The sequence below is a fragment of the Calothrix anomala FACHB-343 genome, from assembly GCF_014696435.1.
In the GTDB taxonomy this organism is placed as follows: Bacteria; Cyanobacteriota; Cyanobacteriia; order Cyanobacteriales; family Nostocaceae; genus Aulosira; species Aulosira anomala_A.
Genome location: NZ_JACJQG010000009.1, coordinates 91,442 through 105,894 on the forward strand (window position 1 = coordinate 91,442; position 14,453 = coordinate 105,894).

The window sequence follows — 14,453 nt, forward strand, 5'->3', positions numbered from 1 at the left end:
CAAAATTAGGTATTTTATAGAGAAATAAAAATAAGCGATCGCCTATCTTTAATTAACTTATAAATAACCTTCAACTTCAGCAAATTTACGCAATCGTGGCAAACATTGACGTTGATAAAAGCTGCTTAAAGTCGGGATCGGTAAGCCAAATTGCTCAGATAATTCCTTCCAGCTAGCTTCTGGGGGTAGGCGTTTCAAAATTAATATCTGACAGTTGACATCGGGACGGCCTTTCACACAAGTAGCCCGCAAATCTCCCGTAGTATCCGCTTTTACCCACATCCTGACATTGTCTAAAATTGGCGGTGCTTCAGGGGTAGCAGCGAGGTTTTCTACAGGATCAATTATCTCACTGCGATCGCCTGAACCAGACTGAAGTACTTTCAAAGGAACCTTAATAATTTGTTCTCGTTGTTGGTTGATATAAAAGTCTTGTAATCGGCGTTTTAAATATGCATTCAACCAAGTTACAACACTCCCATAGTTAGGATCGTAAGCTTGGCCTGTATTAGCTTCACAAATATTACGACAAAAATATAACCAAGTTTGTTGGAGTGCGTCTTGATAATAGGAAGTAGTTTCCTTCCAAAGTTTGTTTGCAGTCAAGCGAATGATTTGTGTAAGCAACTTTTGACGCTGTAAACTTCCAGGTGGATTTTTACAGGCTTGGGTAACTAAGTGGCGTAGCTCTTCATCCAATTTAAGCATACTAATCTGGGTTGAAAAAGCAAGAATAGCACAGTATGGCGTATAACAATGTACTAAAGAATTACCCTTCGTCGTGATATTAATTCGGATGGTTCATCCAGGAAATGAGGATTTTGATTGATAGTCAGAGGCAAGACGTAGAGAGTTTGTTAGATAAACTGTCCCCACGTCTTGCAAAAGCTTTGAAATTATGGAATTTCCAGTTTAATTACTTAACTGTTATATATCTATAAACCCAACCAAGAAAAGAATTGTTTCCACCAAGAATTTGTAATTTCACCAACAGTTAACTTCATCTTGCGGCGAATATCTTGAATATTCCAGTTGGTTAGCTTGGCTAAAGTTTGCGCTTCTTGTTCAAAGCGTTTAGGTAAAGACTGTTTATATTCTCTTCCAGCAGGACATTTGACCTCACCTAAAAACGGATGTTGTAAAATATAACGTCCCTGGAAAGACTCGCGATTGGAAGTTTCTTGGAACATTGGATCTTCAGGAAACTTGTTGCGCGTATAGCGGATATGCAAGCGACTGATGAAAACGCCACTGTTATAAACCGGAGGACGTACAGTACGACGGGATGCGGGAAAGTCATCACTAGAATCCCCATCTAGCCAAAATACGCCAGCTTGCTTTAATTCTTCTGGCGATAAAGGTTCAGCAGAACAAGGATCGCAACTGCTCATATCCCAGGCATATTCCAAGAAAGCAACTTTGCGGTCTTCTTTATTGTAGGCTGTTTGGAACATGGACTTATAGAATTCGCCAAATTCCTCTTTGACATACAGGGGAATATTGGCATCAGAAGGGATTTTTACTGTCCGGTAATTAGTAGTTTCCGCTTGTCCTTTGGGCGATAGGATATAAACAATCACATCCTGTTCGCTAGCAGCATTAACCATACCTAAGCGGATGGGAAGCATGAATCTTGGGGATTTATAGGAAATTTGTATTGGGCGCAAAAACTGATAACCAGAGTCTTCAAATTTATCGAGGTTGACTTTAGCAACAAAGAATTTCATCGCCGAACGGATATATGGCTTGAGTAAATCTTTTGCACCTTGAGGAATTTTGTAACCGTTTTGACGCAGCCAGGTTTCCAATCCACCCGATTCTTTAGCGCTGAGAATCACAATGTCATATTCGCCAACATTGAAACGCGCCTCGACAGTAACACCCAAATTATCAGCACTTCCTCTGTTACCTGCGCCTTCACTTCTGGCTGCTGGTGCAGGTACTCCTTGGAATTTCTCCGCTTCATCAAGTCGAGCGCAGGGATCTGAGTCGAAATATTCTACCAAGCGCGGTGCGCTAAAAGCGTCAAGACGTTCAATAATCTTGGGTTCAGCAACACGAACTTGCTCTTTTTTCAAAACAGTAGGTACGGGGACAACGATCGCAAAATCTTTGACTTCCCCTTGAAAATCATTCGCCATTGTCAGCACAGTGCGATCGCCATCTCGCGCAATTACTACTTGAGAAGCTTTGTTATATAATTTGGCATCAGCTTTAGACACATAAAATCCGCAAAATGCCCATGCTGTCGGCGCAAAGCACAGCACAGCTACCAACGCCATCACTATGGGGATGAAGAATTTTAAAGGTTTCATTTTATTTCTCGATTTTGTTAAAGGAGCTAGGGGCTAGGGACTGGAGAATTATCAGTAACACTATTGTTATCTTCTTTACTTAGCCAGTAATATTCTGGGGCGGAGAAAAAGGCATCGAATAGCAGCGTTAACGGAGCTAGGATAAATAATGCCCAAAAAACTGCACTGGAAATAAAGAAGTAATTCCGCAGTATAAAAGTGAAGATGGCAATGCAGATTGCCCACAGTATACGCCCGATTCTGGCATTAGGAATTGACCGAGGATCGGTGACCATAAATAGAGCAAATAACAGCAAAGATCCACTCATCAACCGATGCAGATAAACATCCCAAGTCCACCCCAGCCAGAGATTACGCATCGCCTCTAGCATGGCGTAGGAACCCAAAAAAGCGGCTGTAGTGTCCCAACGACCAACTCGTTGCAAAATCATCCCCCCAGTCCCGACAAATAACAGCCCATACCACCAGTCCTCACCCCACTGTCCGGGAGAAACCCAAGCATCAGTGGTGAGTAATAAAGCAGTAATAATGCCAAAATTCGCCGGATTGAAGAAATGCTTATTTCCGACTTGGAAGAGAAACTTACTTGCGATCGCACTAGCTGCGGCTAAAGCCATTGTTGTCCAATGATCCGCCCGTAACAGTAAGCTGAGTCCTAATGAAGTAATTAGGGCGCTACGAAGATTCAGCTTGTGTTCTTGGCTAATTAGCGATGACAAAATCCATTGAGTTAATAAACAAGTTGCGATCGCAACCCCAATTAACTCCGGACGCAGCGTCCAATCCCTAGTCCCAATTCCCAAAACAAGGAACAACGACAAAAACAAAATTTGATAATCTCGGATATCATTTAACACCATTACCCGTCTACTCCGGGATTCCTCGCAGATTTTTCCTCAATCTAGACGGTGAAACGGGTAAATAATGCCGTTGTTACAGTTTTTGTTACAAACTCAATTTATCAGCATCGGAAATCGGGCGAGAACTTTATACAAATTAATCTTGCGTATCCATTCGCTACAATTCAAACATCATCTTCCATCCCAACCCTGAAGCTTATGGAAATCCGCAATGCGACACCAGCCGATGTCCCCAAAGTCTTACCTATGGTTGCAAAGATTTGTGCTTTGCATGATGCTTGGGACTCAGCCAAATACGGATTTTTGCCCAATCCAGAACAGCGTTATCAAAACTGGTTAGGACGATTAGCAAATAGCGAGCGTAGTGTATTTTTAGTAACTGAAGATGCAGAGAACTTAGTAGCGTTTTTAGTAGCGACAGTTGAACGCGAAATCCCAATTTATCGGTTACAAGAATACGCTTTTATTCACGATCTGTGGGTTGAGCCAGAATATCGCCAAAAAGGAGTAGCAAAACAGATGGTGATGCAAGCTGTGGAAACCTTCGCGCAAATGGGCGTGAAGCAAATTAGATTAGACACCGCAGCCATCAACGAAGCCGCACGCAAATTATTTGCATCTTGTGGTTTTCGCATCAGCACTATAGAAATGCTGATAGAGATTGATGTCATATCTGAGACATAAGTTAGGACTTGCTGATAGTCAATAAGCCATTGAAATATCCTTATATATCCAAGAATAATTCTCTTGAGTAGAAAAATTCATGTAATCTTCATATTACTACTCACATTGTTAATGTGTAGAAGCATTGCCATATCTACATTTAGGATATTTTTTCTTTATGTAAGGAAAGTAATAATTATAAATTATTAGTAAATTTTTTAAAAAAGAGTTGTTTTTATGGAAATGTTATCTAATTATACCTAAGTAAGGCAATAGATAAAGTATCTACCAGCTAGTAAATCAGAGTTCAGCCATCGTCATCTGTGCTGATACAGTCCATAATTTTTATCTCAACAACTTCAAATACTCCAATAGTTAATCTCGGTGCTTAATTCAAGTCTCACCCCTTAATAAGCTTGCTTATTATCAAGGGTGAGTGCAAAAAGTAACACCAAAAAATCTGGGAATAAGGATGACAATGATACAGGAAAACGTTGCACTTAAACAGCACTACATCCTGGGCATGAAAGTCAATGTTATCAACTATAAAGATGCAACTAGACAAGTCATTAAATTTGCTAAAGCTAGGAAGTCAAGCTATGTCTTCTTAGCAAATGTACATATGGTCATGGAAGCATATGACTCTGCTGAATTCCGGCAAATTGTAAATGCAGCAGATATAGTGACTCCCGATGGTAAACCATTAAGCTGGAGTTTACAAGCATTGGGAGCTACCAACCAGCAGCAGGTTTGTGGCAGAGAACTGACTCTTCAAATCTTGAAAGCTGCAGCATTAAGCAGAATATCGGTGGGTTTCTATGGGAGCAGTAAAAATGTTCTCAGCGCTTTAGTCACAAAAATGAAACAGAATTACCCAGATATAAATATCGCTTATGCTTACTCACCGCCTTTTCGTTCTCTAACCCCACAAGAGAAAGATGATGTCATTCAAGAGATTAAATCAACTGGAGTACAAATTCTTTTTGTAGGATTAGGATGTCCTAAACAAGAACGCTGGATAGCTCAACATAAAAATCAAATTCCTGCCGTCATGTTAGGAATAGGAGGAGCATTCGATATGCTTGCTGGTGCTAAACCTCAAGTACCATGTTGGATGCAAAACATAGGATTAGAGTGGCTCTTTCGATTGTGTTTAGAACCTCGTCGCCTATGGTATAGAAATTTTAGGCATAGCCCTAGATTTATAGTTATGTTTGCGCGTCAAATTCTCAAATTAATACTGATACTTGCATTATTACCTGCCCCAGCTTTTTAGGGAAATGATTGAGAATTTACTCTTGATTTACACCATCTGGAACAATATTTTGTAGATAAAAAACACTATTTAAGCTGATGAATAATAGGAAAATTACCAAATCTAATCTCAGCTAAAAAGAATTAAAACATACCTCGATACCTCTGATTATTATTTAATACAAACTAATAAGAGAATTTAGGCAAATTTTATGATATTGGTGTAAACATGATACCATTTTTACAAATGGCAAAAGTAAGTCAACGACAGCAACATGCCTTCACAGTAGATGTTGAAGACTGGTATCACGGTACAACTGACGAAGACATGAAAGTCTGTGCAGAACGTCGTCTGCATTATGGTTTAGGTACTTTATTAGAACTCTTGGCAGAATTTGAAGTTAAAGGAACTTTTTTTTGGCTAGGTCAAGCAGCATTAGATAACCCACATCTTGTTAAGCAAGTAGCTGAAGCTGGTCACGAAATTGGCTGTCATGGCTTATTACACGAGTTTATATACAATATGTCACCTCAAAAGTTTAGAAGTGATACTCAACGTGCCCAGAACATACTTGCTGACTTGACAGGTAAGTCAGTTGTTGCATATCGTGCGCCATATTTCTCAATCGTACGTAAATCTTTGTGGGCGCTAGATATCCTGGCTGAATTGGGATTTCGATATGACTCCAGTATTTTTCCTGTAAAAAATTGGCGCTACGGAATACCAGATTTTGAGCCACAACTACAACAGATTCACACATCCACTGGTTCAATTTATGAAATACCGCTTTCGGTTCGGCAGATTATAGGACAAAATATACCCATCAGTGGCGGAGCTTATTTTCGCCTTTATCCCTATATACTAACAAAAAATAACTTTCTGGCGGCAGAACGTGAAGGAAAGAATGTCGTCTTTTACACTCATCCTTGGGAACTAGATCCCGATCATCCACCGCTATCACTACATTGGAAAGAACGTCTTACACACAACATTAATCTCCACTCAACAAAGACGAAACTGCGGCGATTGCTACAAGATTTTTGCTTTACATCTTTGGGCAAGCTTTTAGAAAATCAAGTCTTGAAAGAAGATAAAATGTCTGAATTAGTGGTTTAGCAAAATTTTTTTGAGTTTTGCAATAAAAAATTGGGCGATCGCCAGCTAATTTAATTGTTTGCAGATGCGATCGCCCAATTGCGGTTAATTACACAGCCTGATAACTGCCAGAGTAAGTATTTTTGAGAGGTGTCCAACGAAAAGCGCGATCGCCACCTCTTTCAATTACTACCTTGACTTTTGGTTCTAATTGTGGTAATGCCGTTAAGTAATCAATTTCCTGATTGGAAAGAATATGTCCCTCAATAATCCACAACACTAGTCCTTTGGACTTTGGTGGTAACTGTTCTAAGTGGGAACCGATTAGAGGTGGCAAATAGTATACATTACCTACTGCCGCACCACTACCAGTACTTTTTTTACCCAAATGAGGTGGTCTGACTCCATGAACTCCGGTGAGATAGGCAGCCAAATCCCCTAGTCCCTTAGCAGTAATGTGGAGAGTTTCGTAGCCGGTTGCACGCAGTCGGCGGCGATACCGACCTTCATAACCTCCCTCTGGAGGTACATAAACACCAAGAGAACCAACTTTTTCTAGTTCGCGAATAAAAGCGTTGCCAGTGGTAAGTAGCGCCATAGATATTCGTTCTATCTCACTTTAGATATCTCTATTATTTATCGTGAACCGTTCAATTAGGCTCAACAATTAATTTATGATCTAGATTAGGATTACTTGCTGTCAATCCATCCGGCAATATCGCCTCATCACCAATTTGCTTTCTCTAGACAGCACCGGAATGAGAGACAAAGGGAAAAGATAATTATTACCTATTCTCGTCTTCCCCATGCCCCATGCCCAATGCCCCATGCCCAATGCCCAATGCCCAAAAACTTTCTAGACAAATCTAAATAAATCATTTATATTGTTAGATTGTGACCAAATACGCAAATTAGGCTGCCCTCTTATTGGCATTCTGAGCTAGTGTAAGCATCAAGAGTTAATGACTTGATAGCAAATTTGCAAAAAGCTAGCGTAGAGCGATCGGAGACTGGTAAACTAAAAAAGCTTTCGGGTCAAATATAGAACTTATGGCTGGAAAATTCAAGCCAACCCTAAGTTCCAGGCTACATTCACTCCTGTAGTCCTGAAAAAGTAGGCAAAACCTTGAACAATAGTTTAAGGTATTTTAGTCGGAGTAGAAACTAAGCAGTAGTGTTGGTTTGGTCGCATTACATCAGCCTTAGTTAAAGGATACTGAGTGGCAAGAAGCTGCTTAAGTCCCACTACAGCACGGCTGTCGCTAAATGTCGGCCAGCCCGTTTTTAGCGCCTGCCTCCAGAAAGTGCCTAAGCAATTGCTTGGATAAAAGCATTGCTGCACAAAGTGCAAAGCCCTCAAGCCTTGCCTTGATTCCAGAAGTTAACCCTTCTTATAAAGAAGGTGCTTATGGCTGTTCTGGTGAACTGGTGAGTGAAAGTAAACGGATTCACCAAACAGTAAGGACATAGTTTTTTGTGTCCCGGAAAACTTGGAGCCTCCAACACGGCTCTAAATTTATCGGTGGACAAAAAGCCTGTCTTTTAGAGTCCGATGCCAAGGTTAGCAAGTAGATAAGGAGAACCAGTTACTGTGTCTGTAGGTATTCTCGGCACCAAGCTGGGCATGACCCAAATATTTGACGAAGCAGGAGTAGCAATTCCTGTTACCGTCGTCCAAGCGGGCCCATGCACTGTTACCCAAGTAAAAACCAAACAAACTGATGGTTATTCGTCCATTCAAGTTGGTTTTGGTGAAGTAAAACCCAAAGCGCTAAACAAACCTTTGTTAGGGCACTTAGCAAAATCATCTGCCCCAGCGTTGCGCCATTTGAACGAGTATCGCACAGATACTGCCAGCGATTATGCTTTAGGTCAAGAAATTAAAGCAGATATTTTTAGTGCAGGTCAAATTGTAGATGTAATCGGTACAAGTATCGGTCGCGGTTTTGCAGGCAACCAAAAGCGCAACAATTTTGGTCGCGGGCCCATGTCACATGGTTCCAAAAACCATAGAGCACCCGGTTCCATTGGTGCAGGTACCACCCCAGGTCGTGTTTATCCCGGTAAACGGATGGCAGGACGTTTAGGTGGTAGTCGCGTCACAATCCGCAAATTGACTGTAGTACGAGTGGATGCAGAGCGCAATTTACTGCTAATCAAGGGAGCTATTCCTGGTAAACCAGGTGCGCTGGTAAATATCGTACCTGCCAAGAAAGTTGGTAAGTAGTCAAGAGTCATTAGTTGTTAGTCATTAGTCATTAGTCATTGGCTAAGGACAAGTGACAAGGACAAATGACAAAGGACAAATGACAAAGGACAAGTGACAAAGATGGTTGAGACTATAGTTAAAAATTGGCAAGGAGAACAAGTCGGAGAGACTTCGTTTGAGTTGCGGGTTGCCAAAGAAGAAACAGCAGCCCATATTGTCCACAGAGCCTTGGTGAGACAACAAACCAACGCTCGTCAAGGAAACGCAAGTACAAAAACCCGCTCTGAAGTTAGAGGTGGTGGCCGCAAACCTTGGCGGCAAAAAGGTACAGGTCGCGCCCGTGCAGGGTCAATTCGTTCACCCCTGTGGCGTGGTGGTGGTGTAATCTTTGGCCCCAAACCCAGAGATTATGATTTAAAGATGAACCGCAAAGAGCGGCGTTTAGCACTGCGCACAGCATTTGTGAGCCGTGTGGACGATTTGATTGTTGTAGAAGAATTTAGCGAACAGCTATCCCGCCCCAAAACGAAAGAATTAGTCGCAGCACTAGCGCGTTGGGGAGCTGCGCCAGAAAATAAGACACTGTTAATTTTGTCTGACATTGCGGAAAACGTGAATTTATCCGCCCGCAACGTCGAAAATTTAAAGCTAATTGCAGCAGATCAGTTAAACGTTTTCGATTTACTGCACGCTGACAAAATAGTCGTTACAGCATCAGCCCTTGCAAAAATTCAGGAGGTCTACAGTGCCTAACTTCGACCCCCGCAACCTAGCTGACTTAATTCGTCGCCCCATTGTTACAGAAAAGGCGACCATCCTCATGGAGTTAAACAAATATACATTTGAAGTAACTCCCAAGGCTACCAAACCAGAAATTAAAGCTGCCATCGAAGACTTATTTCAGGTCAAGGTTGTCAAAGTCAATACTTGTAACCCACCAAGAAAAAAGAAGCGCGTGGGTAAATTTATTGGTTACAAGCCCCAATACAAGAAAGCGGTTGTTACTATCGCAGCTGGGGATGTAGAGAAGGTTAGACAAGTTCTATTCCCAGAGGTCTAAAACAAAGATGGGTACTCGTTCTTATCGCCCCTATACCCCTAGTACTCGCCAAGTTACAATCTCTGACTTTGCGGAAATCACCAAAACCGAGCCAGAAAAATCCCTGACTAAGTACGTACATCGTGCTAAAGGACGGAACAACCAAGGCCGGATTACCAGCCGTCGTCGGGGTGGCGGACACAAAAGACTGTATCGGATTATCGATTTTAAAAGAGATAAAAGAAATATTGTCGCTACAGTTACAGCAATTGAATACGATCCCAACCGCAACGCGCGGATTGCCTTGGTGCAATATGAAGATGGCGAAAAACGGTACATTCTTCATCCCAACGGCTTAAAAGTTGGTACCAAAATTATTGCTGGGCCAGAATCTCCTATTGAAGATGGGAATGCGTTACCCCTAGCGAATATTCCCTTGGGTACCAGCGTACATAATGTAGAAATGACACCTGGTAAAGGTGGTCAAATTGTGCGTGCTGCTGGTGCGACAGCGCAAGTAGTCGCCAAAGAAGGTAATTACGTTACCCTCAAGCTACCTTCTGGTGAAGTGCGCTTAATTCGCCGCGAATGCTACGCCACCATTGGACAAGTAGGTAACACCGACGCCAGAAACTTAAGTGCAGGTAAAGCTGGACGCAATCGCTGGAAAGGACGCCGTCCCAAAGTTAGAGGTAGCGTCATGAACCCAGTAGACCATCCCCACGGTGGTGGTGAAGGTAGAGCGCCGATTGGGAGATCTGGGCCTGTTACTCCTTGGGGTAAACCTACTTTGGGTGCCAAAACACGCAAACCTAAGAAAGCTAGCAGTAAATTCATTGTGCGCCGTCGCCGTAAATCTTCTAAACGCGGTCGCGGTGGTCGTGAATCCTAGAATTTTAGATTTTAGATTTTGGATTTTCGATTGGGTTTAACTAATGAGCATTCAAAACTTTTAAAGCTTAATTAAAATACCTAGTCATCCAAAATCCGAAATTCATGCATCCAAAATCCGAAATCCTAAAAGCAAAATAGCACTATGGGTCGTTCTCTAAAAAAAGGTCCTTTCGTAGCCGATCACTTACTCAGCAAAGTTGAAAAGCTGAACGCCAAAAACGAAAAACAAGTTATTAAAACTTGGTCGAGAGCATCGACAATTTTACCCCTGATGGTTGGTCACACCATCGCTGTTCACAACGGTCGCCAACACGTTCCCGTGTTTATCAGCGATCAAATGGTAGGACACAAATTGGGAGAATTTGCCCCCACACGTACCTACAGGGGTCATGGCAAAAGTGATAAAAAATCAGGGAGATAGTCAAAAGTCCAAAGTCCATAGTCCAAAGTAAAAACTATTGACTATTGACGATTGACTATTGACAAAAGGAAAAAAATATGGCTACTGATACTACTGAAGTCAAAGCGATCGCTCGTTTTATCCGCATTTCTCCCTTTAAAGTGCGTCGTGTACTCGATCAAATTCGGGGCAAATCGTACCGAGAAGCGCTGATTATCCTGGAATTTATGCCCTATCGCGCCTGCGATCCTGTTTTAAAGGTTCTCAGAAGCGCTGCCGCTAATGCCGAGCATAATGCTGGTTTAGATCGCGCCCAGCTAATTATCACCCAGGCATACGCCGACCAAGGCCCAGTACTCAAACGATTCCAACCCAGAGCGCAGGGTCGAGCTTACCAAATTCGCAAGCCAACGTGTCATATCACCGTAGCTGTAGGCGCTGGCGCTGCTGCGGAATAATTCATAGACACAAAACATTGCGTAAAGTAAGAAATTTTAGAGGAAGCATTTGTGGGACAAAAAATTCATCCAGTTGGTTTTCGGCTGGGTATTACACAAGAACACCAATCTCGCTGGTTTGCCGTTCCTGACAAATATCCAGAACTGCTCCAAGAAGACCACAAACTCCGTCAGTATATAGAACAAAAGCTGGGCAGACTAGCGCAAAACAACGCCGGGATCTCAGAAGTCCGGATTGAGCGCAAAGCCGACCAAATCGACTTAGAAGTCCGCACAGCTAGACCTGGTGTAGTTGTCGGTCGTGGTGGTCAAGGTATCGAATCCTTACGTACCGGACTCCAAGAACTGTTGGGTAGCAATCGCCAAATTCGCATCAACGTAGTAGAAGTACAACGAGTCGATGCTGATGCTTACTTGATTGCTGAATATATCGCTCAACAATTGGAACGCCGCGTATCTTTCCGTCGCGTAGTCCGCCAAGCTATTCAACGTGCCCAACGTGCTGGCGTGCAAGGTATTAAAGTCCAAGTTAGCGGTCGGTTAAACGGCGCAGAAATCGCCCGTACAGAATGGACTCGTGAAGGTAGAGTACCCTTACACACCTTAAGAGCTGACATTGATTACTCTTACTGCACAGCCAAAACCGTTTACGGTATTTTAGGCATCAAAGTGTGGGTATTTAAGGGCGAAATCATTCCCGGACAAGAAGAAACCCAAGCCGCACCCACCGCTACCCGCGAACGGGAACGCGAACCTCGCCGCCGTCAACAACAACGCCGTCGCCAACAATTTGAAGACCGATCAAATGAAGGATAGTCAAAAGTCCATAGTCCGTAGTCTATAGTCCAAAACTAACTATTGACTTTTGACCATTGACTTTTGACCATTGACTCTTAACTCTTGACAAACCATGTTAAGTCCTAGAAGAACTAAATTCCGCAAACAACAACGCGGACGGATGGAGGGTCTAGCCCACCGTGGTAGTACCCTGAACTTTGGCGATTTTGCACTCCAAGCTCAAGAACCCGCTTGGATTACCTCAAGGCAAATCGAGGCTTCCCGTCGAGCCATGACTCGTTACATTCGCCGGGGTGGACAAATTTGGATTCGGATTTTCCCTGATAAACCCGTAACCATGCGTCCGGCGGAAACCCGGATGGGTTCTGGTAAAGGTAACCCAGAATTTTGGGTAGCTGTAGTTAAGCCAGGGCGGATTTTGTTTGAAATCGCTGGTGTTTCCGAAGAAATTGCCCGCGAAGCCATGCGTTTGGCTGCATACAAGCTGCCAATCAAAACCAAATTTATTGCCCGCCCTCAAATACAGGAAATACAGGAGCAGGAGTAGGTTATGCCTCTTCCCAAAATTTCAGAAGCTAGAGAATTAACTGACGAGAAACTGGCTGAGGAAATTGTTGCTGTTAAAAGACAACTATTTCAATTGCGCTTGCAAAAAGCGACCAGACAATTAGACAAGCCCCATCAGTTTAAACACGCCCGACATCGCCTAGCGCAATTGCTAACGGTTGAAGGAGAACGCAAACGGGCAGCAAGTCAACAGGCTCAAGAACAAAAGTAGAAGATTATGGCAGTCAAAGAACGAGTTGGCTTGGTAGTGAGCGATAAAATGCAAAAAACGGTAGTAGTAGCCGTAGAAAACCGCGCTCCTCACCCCAAGTACGGCAAAATTGTAGTTCAGACCCGGCGCTATAAAGCTCATGATGAAGAGAATCAGTGCAAAGTGGGCGATCGCGTTCGCATTCAGGAAACTAGACCCCTGAGCAAAACCAAGCGCTGGCAAGTCACAGAAATTCTCAACGCTAAAGCTACAACTTAATAGTTGTTATCAAATTAACAACTTAACAAGGGAGACAAATTGTGATTCAACCCCAGACTTACCTGAATGTCGCAGATAATAGCGGTGCCCGAAAGCTAATGTGCATCCGCGTATTAGGCGCTGGCAACCGTCGTTATGGCGGCGTGGGTGATAAAATTATTGCCGTTGTCAAAGATGCTCAACCCAACATGGCTGTGAAAAAGTCAGATGTGGTCGAGGCAGTAATTGTCCGCACTCGCAAAAGTATCAATAGAGATAGCGGTATGAGCATTCGCTTTGATGATAACGCCGCAGTAATCATCAACAAAGATGGTAACCCCAGAGGCACACGGGTATTTGGCCCGGTAGCACGGGAACTGCGTGATAAAAACTTCACCAAAATTGTTTCGTTGGCTCCGGAGGTGCTGTAATGGTAAAACAGCCACAACCCAAGGTGTTTCATAAAATGCACGTCAAAACTGGCGACACTGTACAAGTGATTGCTGGTAAAGACAAAGGAAAAGTTGGTGAAGTGATCAAGGCACTGCCTCAACTGAGTAAAGTTATTGTCAAAGGCGTCAATATTAAAACTAAGCATGTAAAGCCTCAACAAGAGGGCGAATCAGGAAGAATAGTTACCCAAGAATACCCGATTCACAGCTCTAACGTGATGCTTTACTCGACTAAGCAAAATGTCGCCAGTCGCGTATGCTACACCTTCACTGCTGAAGGTAAAAAAGTGCGGAAGCTCAAGAAAACTGGCGAGATTTTAGATAAATAATCATCTGCCAAGGGACGATTTTAGATGAGATTTTAAATTCAATCTAAAATCCAAAATCTAAAATCTAAACTTCGAGGTTCCCTGACCAAGCCCAGGGATAAACAGGAAAAAACTATGGCGACAACAAGACTAAAAACCTTATACCAAGAGACAATCGTTCCCAAACTGACCAATCAGTTTCAGTATACTAACGTTCATCAAGTACCAAAGTTGGTGAAAGTTACTGTAAACCGAGGTTTAGGGGAAGCGGCTCAAAATGCGAAAGCATTAGAAGCGTCTCTCAACGAAATTGCGGTGATTACTGGTCAAAAACCAGTAGTAACCAGAGCGAAAAAAGCGATCGCAGGCTTCAAAATTCGTCAAGGTATGCCTGTTGGCATCATGGTCACCTTGAGAGGCGAAAGAATGTATGCCTTCCTTGATAGACTGATTAGCTTGTCCCTACCTAGAATTAGAGATTTTCGCGGCGTTAGCCCCAAAAGCTTTGATGGTCGCGGTAACTACACACTAGGTGTAAGAGAACAGCTAATTTTTCCAGAAATCGAGTACGACAGCATCGATCAAATCCGTGGTCTAGATATTTCCATCATCACCACAGCGAAAAACGACGAAGAAGGTCGCGCCCTACTGAAAGAATTGGGTATGCCTTTTCGCGATCAATAAGTTCATCT

The 14,453-nt window shown here is 42.9% G+C and carries 20 protein-coding genes; 16 read left to right on the forward strand and 4 right to left on the reverse strand.

All coding sequences use genetic code 11. The features are described 5' to 3' along the window. Positions 1-57 precede the first annotated feature (57 nt). From H6G08_RS06855 to H6G08_RS06865, 3 genes are all read right to left on the reverse strand, one after another. The gene (locus H6G08_RS06855) at positions 58-708 is read right to left on the reverse strand and encodes a sigma-70 family RNA polymerase sigma factor (protein ID WP_190539915.1); all 651 of its coding nucleotides are present in this window, start codon (positions 706-708) and stop codon (positions 58-60) included. Between the two features lie 227 nt (positions 709-935). Then, positions 936-2,315 (reverse strand): DUF2330 domain-containing protein, encoded by a 1,380-nt coding sequence (locus H6G08_RS06860; protein WP_190539917.1) that lies wholly within the window; start codon positions 2,313-2,315, stop codon positions 936-938. Positions 2,316-2,341: 26 nt separating this feature from the next. Continuing rightward, on the reverse strand, positions 2,342-3,175 hold the full coding sequence (locus H6G08_RS06865) for an RnfABCDGE type electron transport complex subunit D (protein ID WP_190539918.1): 834 nt from the start codon (positions 3,173-3,175) through the stop codon (positions 2,342-2,344). 198 nt (positions 3,176-3,373) lie between these two features. Between H6G08_RS06865 and H6G08_RS06870 the strand changes: the two genes are divergently transcribed. The 3 genes from H6G08_RS06870 to H6G08_RS06880 all read left to right on the forward strand — a co-directional run bounded on the left by H6G08_RS06870 (position 3,374) and on the right by H6G08_RS06880 (position 6,209). Next, a complete protein-coding gene (locus tag H6G08_RS06870) occupies positions 3,374-3,859 on the forward strand; it encodes a GNAT family N-acetyltransferase (protein WP_190539920.1) in 486 nt (161 codons plus the stop codon). 415 nt (positions 3,860-4,274) lie between these two features. Then, positions 4,275-5,114 (forward strand): WecB/TagA/CpsF family glycosyltransferase, encoded by an 840-nt coding sequence (locus tag H6G08_RS06875; RefSeq protein WP_199322408.1) that lies wholly within the window; start codon positions 4,275-4,277, stop codon positions 5,112-5,114. Between the two features lie 225 nt (positions 5,115-5,339). Further along, a complete protein-coding gene (locus H6G08_RS06880; RefSeq protein WP_190539922.1) occupies positions 5,340-6,209 on the forward strand; it encodes a polysaccharide deacetylase family protein in 870 nt (289 codons plus the stop codon). Between the two features lie 88 nt (positions 6,210-6,297). Here the strand turns inward: H6G08_RS06880 and H6G08_RS06885 are convergent, their stop codons facing one another. Further along, positions 6,298-6,786, reverse strand: a complete 489-nt coding sequence (locus H6G08_RS06885; RefSeq protein ID WP_190539924.1) for an NAD(P)H-quinone oxidoreductase subunit N — start codon at positions 6,784-6,786, stop codon at positions 6,298-6,300. 993 nt (positions 6,787-7,779) lie between these two features. Here H6G08_RS06885 and rplC point away from each other — a divergent pair. The 13 genes from rplC to rplE all read left to right on the forward strand — a co-directional run bounded on the left by rplC (position 7,780) and on the right by rplE (position 14,445). Then, on the forward strand, positions 7,780-8,415 hold the full coding sequence (gene rplC / locus H6G08_RS06890; protein ID WP_190539926.1) for a 50S ribosomal protein L3: 636 nt from the start codon (positions 7,780-7,782) through the stop codon (positions 8,413-8,415). 102 nt (positions 8,416-8,517) lie between these two features. Then, positions 8,518-9,150, forward strand: coding sequence for a 50S ribosomal protein L4 (gene rplD, locus H6G08_RS06895; RefSeq protein WP_190540046.1), 633 nt, complete (start codon positions 8,518-8,520; stop codon positions 9,148-9,150). Then, positions 9,143-9,457, forward strand: a complete 315-nt coding sequence (locus tag H6G08_RS06900) for a 50S ribosomal protein L23 (protein ID WP_096643297.1) — start codon at positions 9,143-9,145, stop codon at positions 9,455-9,457. The genes rplD and H6G08_RS06900 overlap by 8 nt, the downstream gene beginning before the upstream one ends. A gap of 7 nt (positions 9,458-9,464) precedes the next feature. Beyond that, positions 9,465-10,328, forward strand: coding sequence for a 50S ribosomal protein L2 (gene rplB, locus H6G08_RS06905; RefSeq protein WP_096643298.1), 864 nt, complete (start codon positions 9,465-9,467; stop codon positions 10,326-10,328). A gap of 144 nt (positions 10,329-10,472) precedes the next feature. Beyond that, positions 10,473-10,751, forward strand: coding sequence for a 30S ribosomal protein S19 (gene rpsS / locus H6G08_RS06910; RefSeq protein ID WP_190539928.1), 279 nt, complete (start codon positions 10,473-10,475; stop codon positions 10,749-10,751). Between the two features lie 77 nt (positions 10,752-10,828). Next, entirely contained in the window at positions 10,829-11,188 is a 360-nt protein-coding gene (gene rplV / locus H6G08_RS06915; protein WP_190539930.1) for a 50S ribosomal protein L22, read from the forward strand. A gap of 51 nt (positions 11,189-11,239) precedes the next feature. Then, positions 11,240-12,004, forward strand: a complete 765-nt coding sequence (rpsC, locus tag H6G08_RS06920) for a 30S ribosomal protein S3 (protein ID WP_096643301.1) — start codon at positions 11,240-11,242, stop codon at positions 12,002-12,004. A gap of 94 nt (positions 12,005-12,098) precedes the next feature. After that, complete coding sequence (rplP, locus tag H6G08_RS06925; RefSeq protein ID WP_190539931.1) at positions 12,099-12,533, forward strand: 50S ribosomal protein L16; 435 nt, start codon at positions 12,099-12,101, stop codon at positions 12,531-12,533. 3 nt (positions 12,534-12,536) lie between these two features. Beyond that, on the forward strand, positions 12,537-12,764 hold the full coding sequence (gene rpmC, locus H6G08_RS06930) for a 50S ribosomal protein L29 (RefSeq protein ID WP_190539934.1): 228 nt from the start codon (positions 12,537-12,539) through the stop codon (positions 12,762-12,764). A gap of 6 nt (positions 12,765-12,770) precedes the next feature. Then, the gene (rpsQ, locus tag H6G08_RS06935) at positions 12,771-13,022 is read left to right on the forward strand and encodes a 30S ribosomal protein S17 (protein ID WP_096643304.1); all 252 of its coding nucleotides are present in this window, start codon (positions 12,771-12,773) and stop codon (positions 13,020-13,022) included. A gap of 41 nt (positions 13,023-13,063) precedes the next feature. Further along, positions 13,064-13,432: a 50S ribosomal protein L14 gene (rplN, locus tag H6G08_RS06940; protein ID WP_015129713.1), complete on the forward strand. Its 369-nt coding sequence runs from the start codon at positions 13,064-13,066 to the stop codon at positions 13,430-13,432. Continuing rightward, entirely contained in the window at positions 13,432-13,782 is a 351-nt protein-coding gene (gene rplX / locus H6G08_RS06945; RefSeq protein ID WP_242045484.1) for a 50S ribosomal protein L24, read from the forward strand. The genes rplN and rplX overlap by 1 nt, the downstream gene beginning before the upstream one ends. 114 nt (positions 13,783-13,896) lie before the next feature. Continuing rightward, positions 13,897-14,445 (forward strand): 50S ribosomal protein L5, encoded by a 549-nt coding sequence (gene rplE / locus H6G08_RS06950; protein WP_096643306.1) that lies wholly within the window; start codon positions 13,897-13,899, stop codon positions 14,443-14,445. Positions 14,446-14,453 lie beyond the last annotated feature (8 nt).

Excerpts from the sequence above, each read along its gene's own strand:
- rplE (WP_096643306.1), top strand. The coding sequence starts at position 13,897 with ATGGCGACAACAAGACTAAAAACCTTATACCAAGAGACAATCGTTCCC.
- H6G08_RS06865 (WP_190539918.1), bottom strand. The coding sequence starts at position 3,175 with ATGGTGTTAAATGATATCCGAGATTATCAAATTTTGTTTTTGTCGTTG.
- rplB (WP_096643298.1), top strand. The coding sequence starts at position 9,465 with ATGGGTACTCGTTCTTATCGCCCCTATACCCCTAGTACTCGCCAAGTT.
- rpsQ (WP_096643304.1), top strand. The coding sequence starts at position 12,771 with ATGGCAGTCAAAGAACGAGTTGGCTTGGTAGTGAGCGATAAAATGCAA.
- H6G08_RS06860 (WP_190539917.1), bottom strand. The coding sequence starts at position 2,315 with ATGAAACCTTTAAAATTCTTCATCCCCATAGTGATGGCGTTGGTAGCT.
- rplX (WP_242045484.1), top strand. The coding sequence starts at position 13,432 with ATGGTAAAACAGCCACAACCCAAGGTGTTTCATAAAATGCACGTCAAA.
- rplP (WP_190539931.1), top strand. The coding sequence starts at position 12,099 with ATGTTAAGTCCTAGAAGAACTAAATTCCGCAAACAACAACGCGGACGG.
- rplV (WP_190539930.1), top strand. The coding sequence starts at position 10,829 with ATGGCTACTGATACTACTGAAGTCAAAGCGATCGCTCGTTTTATCCGC.
- H6G08_RS06880 (WP_190539922.1), top strand. The coding sequence starts at position 5,340 with ATGGCAAAAGTAAGTCAACGACAGCAACATGCCTTCACAGTAGATGTT.
- H6G08_RS06855 (WP_190539915.1), bottom strand. The coding sequence starts at position 708 with ATGCTTAAATTGGATGAAGAGCTACGCCACTTAGTTACCCAAGCCTGT.
- rpsS (WP_190539928.1), top strand. The coding sequence starts at position 10,473 with ATGGGTCGTTCTCTAAAAAAAGGTCCTTTCGTAGCCGATCACTTACTC.
- rpmC (WP_190539934.1), top strand. The coding sequence starts at position 12,537 with ATGCCTCTTCCCAAAATTTCAGAAGCTAGAGAATTAACTGACGAGAAA.
- H6G08_RS06885 (WP_190539924.1), bottom strand. The coding sequence starts at position 6,786 with ATGGCGCTACTTACCACTGGCAACGCTTTTATTCGCGAACTAGAAAAA.
- H6G08_RS06870 (WP_190539920.1), top strand. The coding sequence starts at position 3,374 with ATGGAAATCCGCAATGCGACACCAGCCGATGTCCCCAAAGTCTTACCT.
- rplD (WP_190540046.1), top strand. The coding sequence starts at position 8,518 with ATGGTTGAGACTATAGTTAAAAATTGGCAAGGAGAACAAGTCGGAGAG.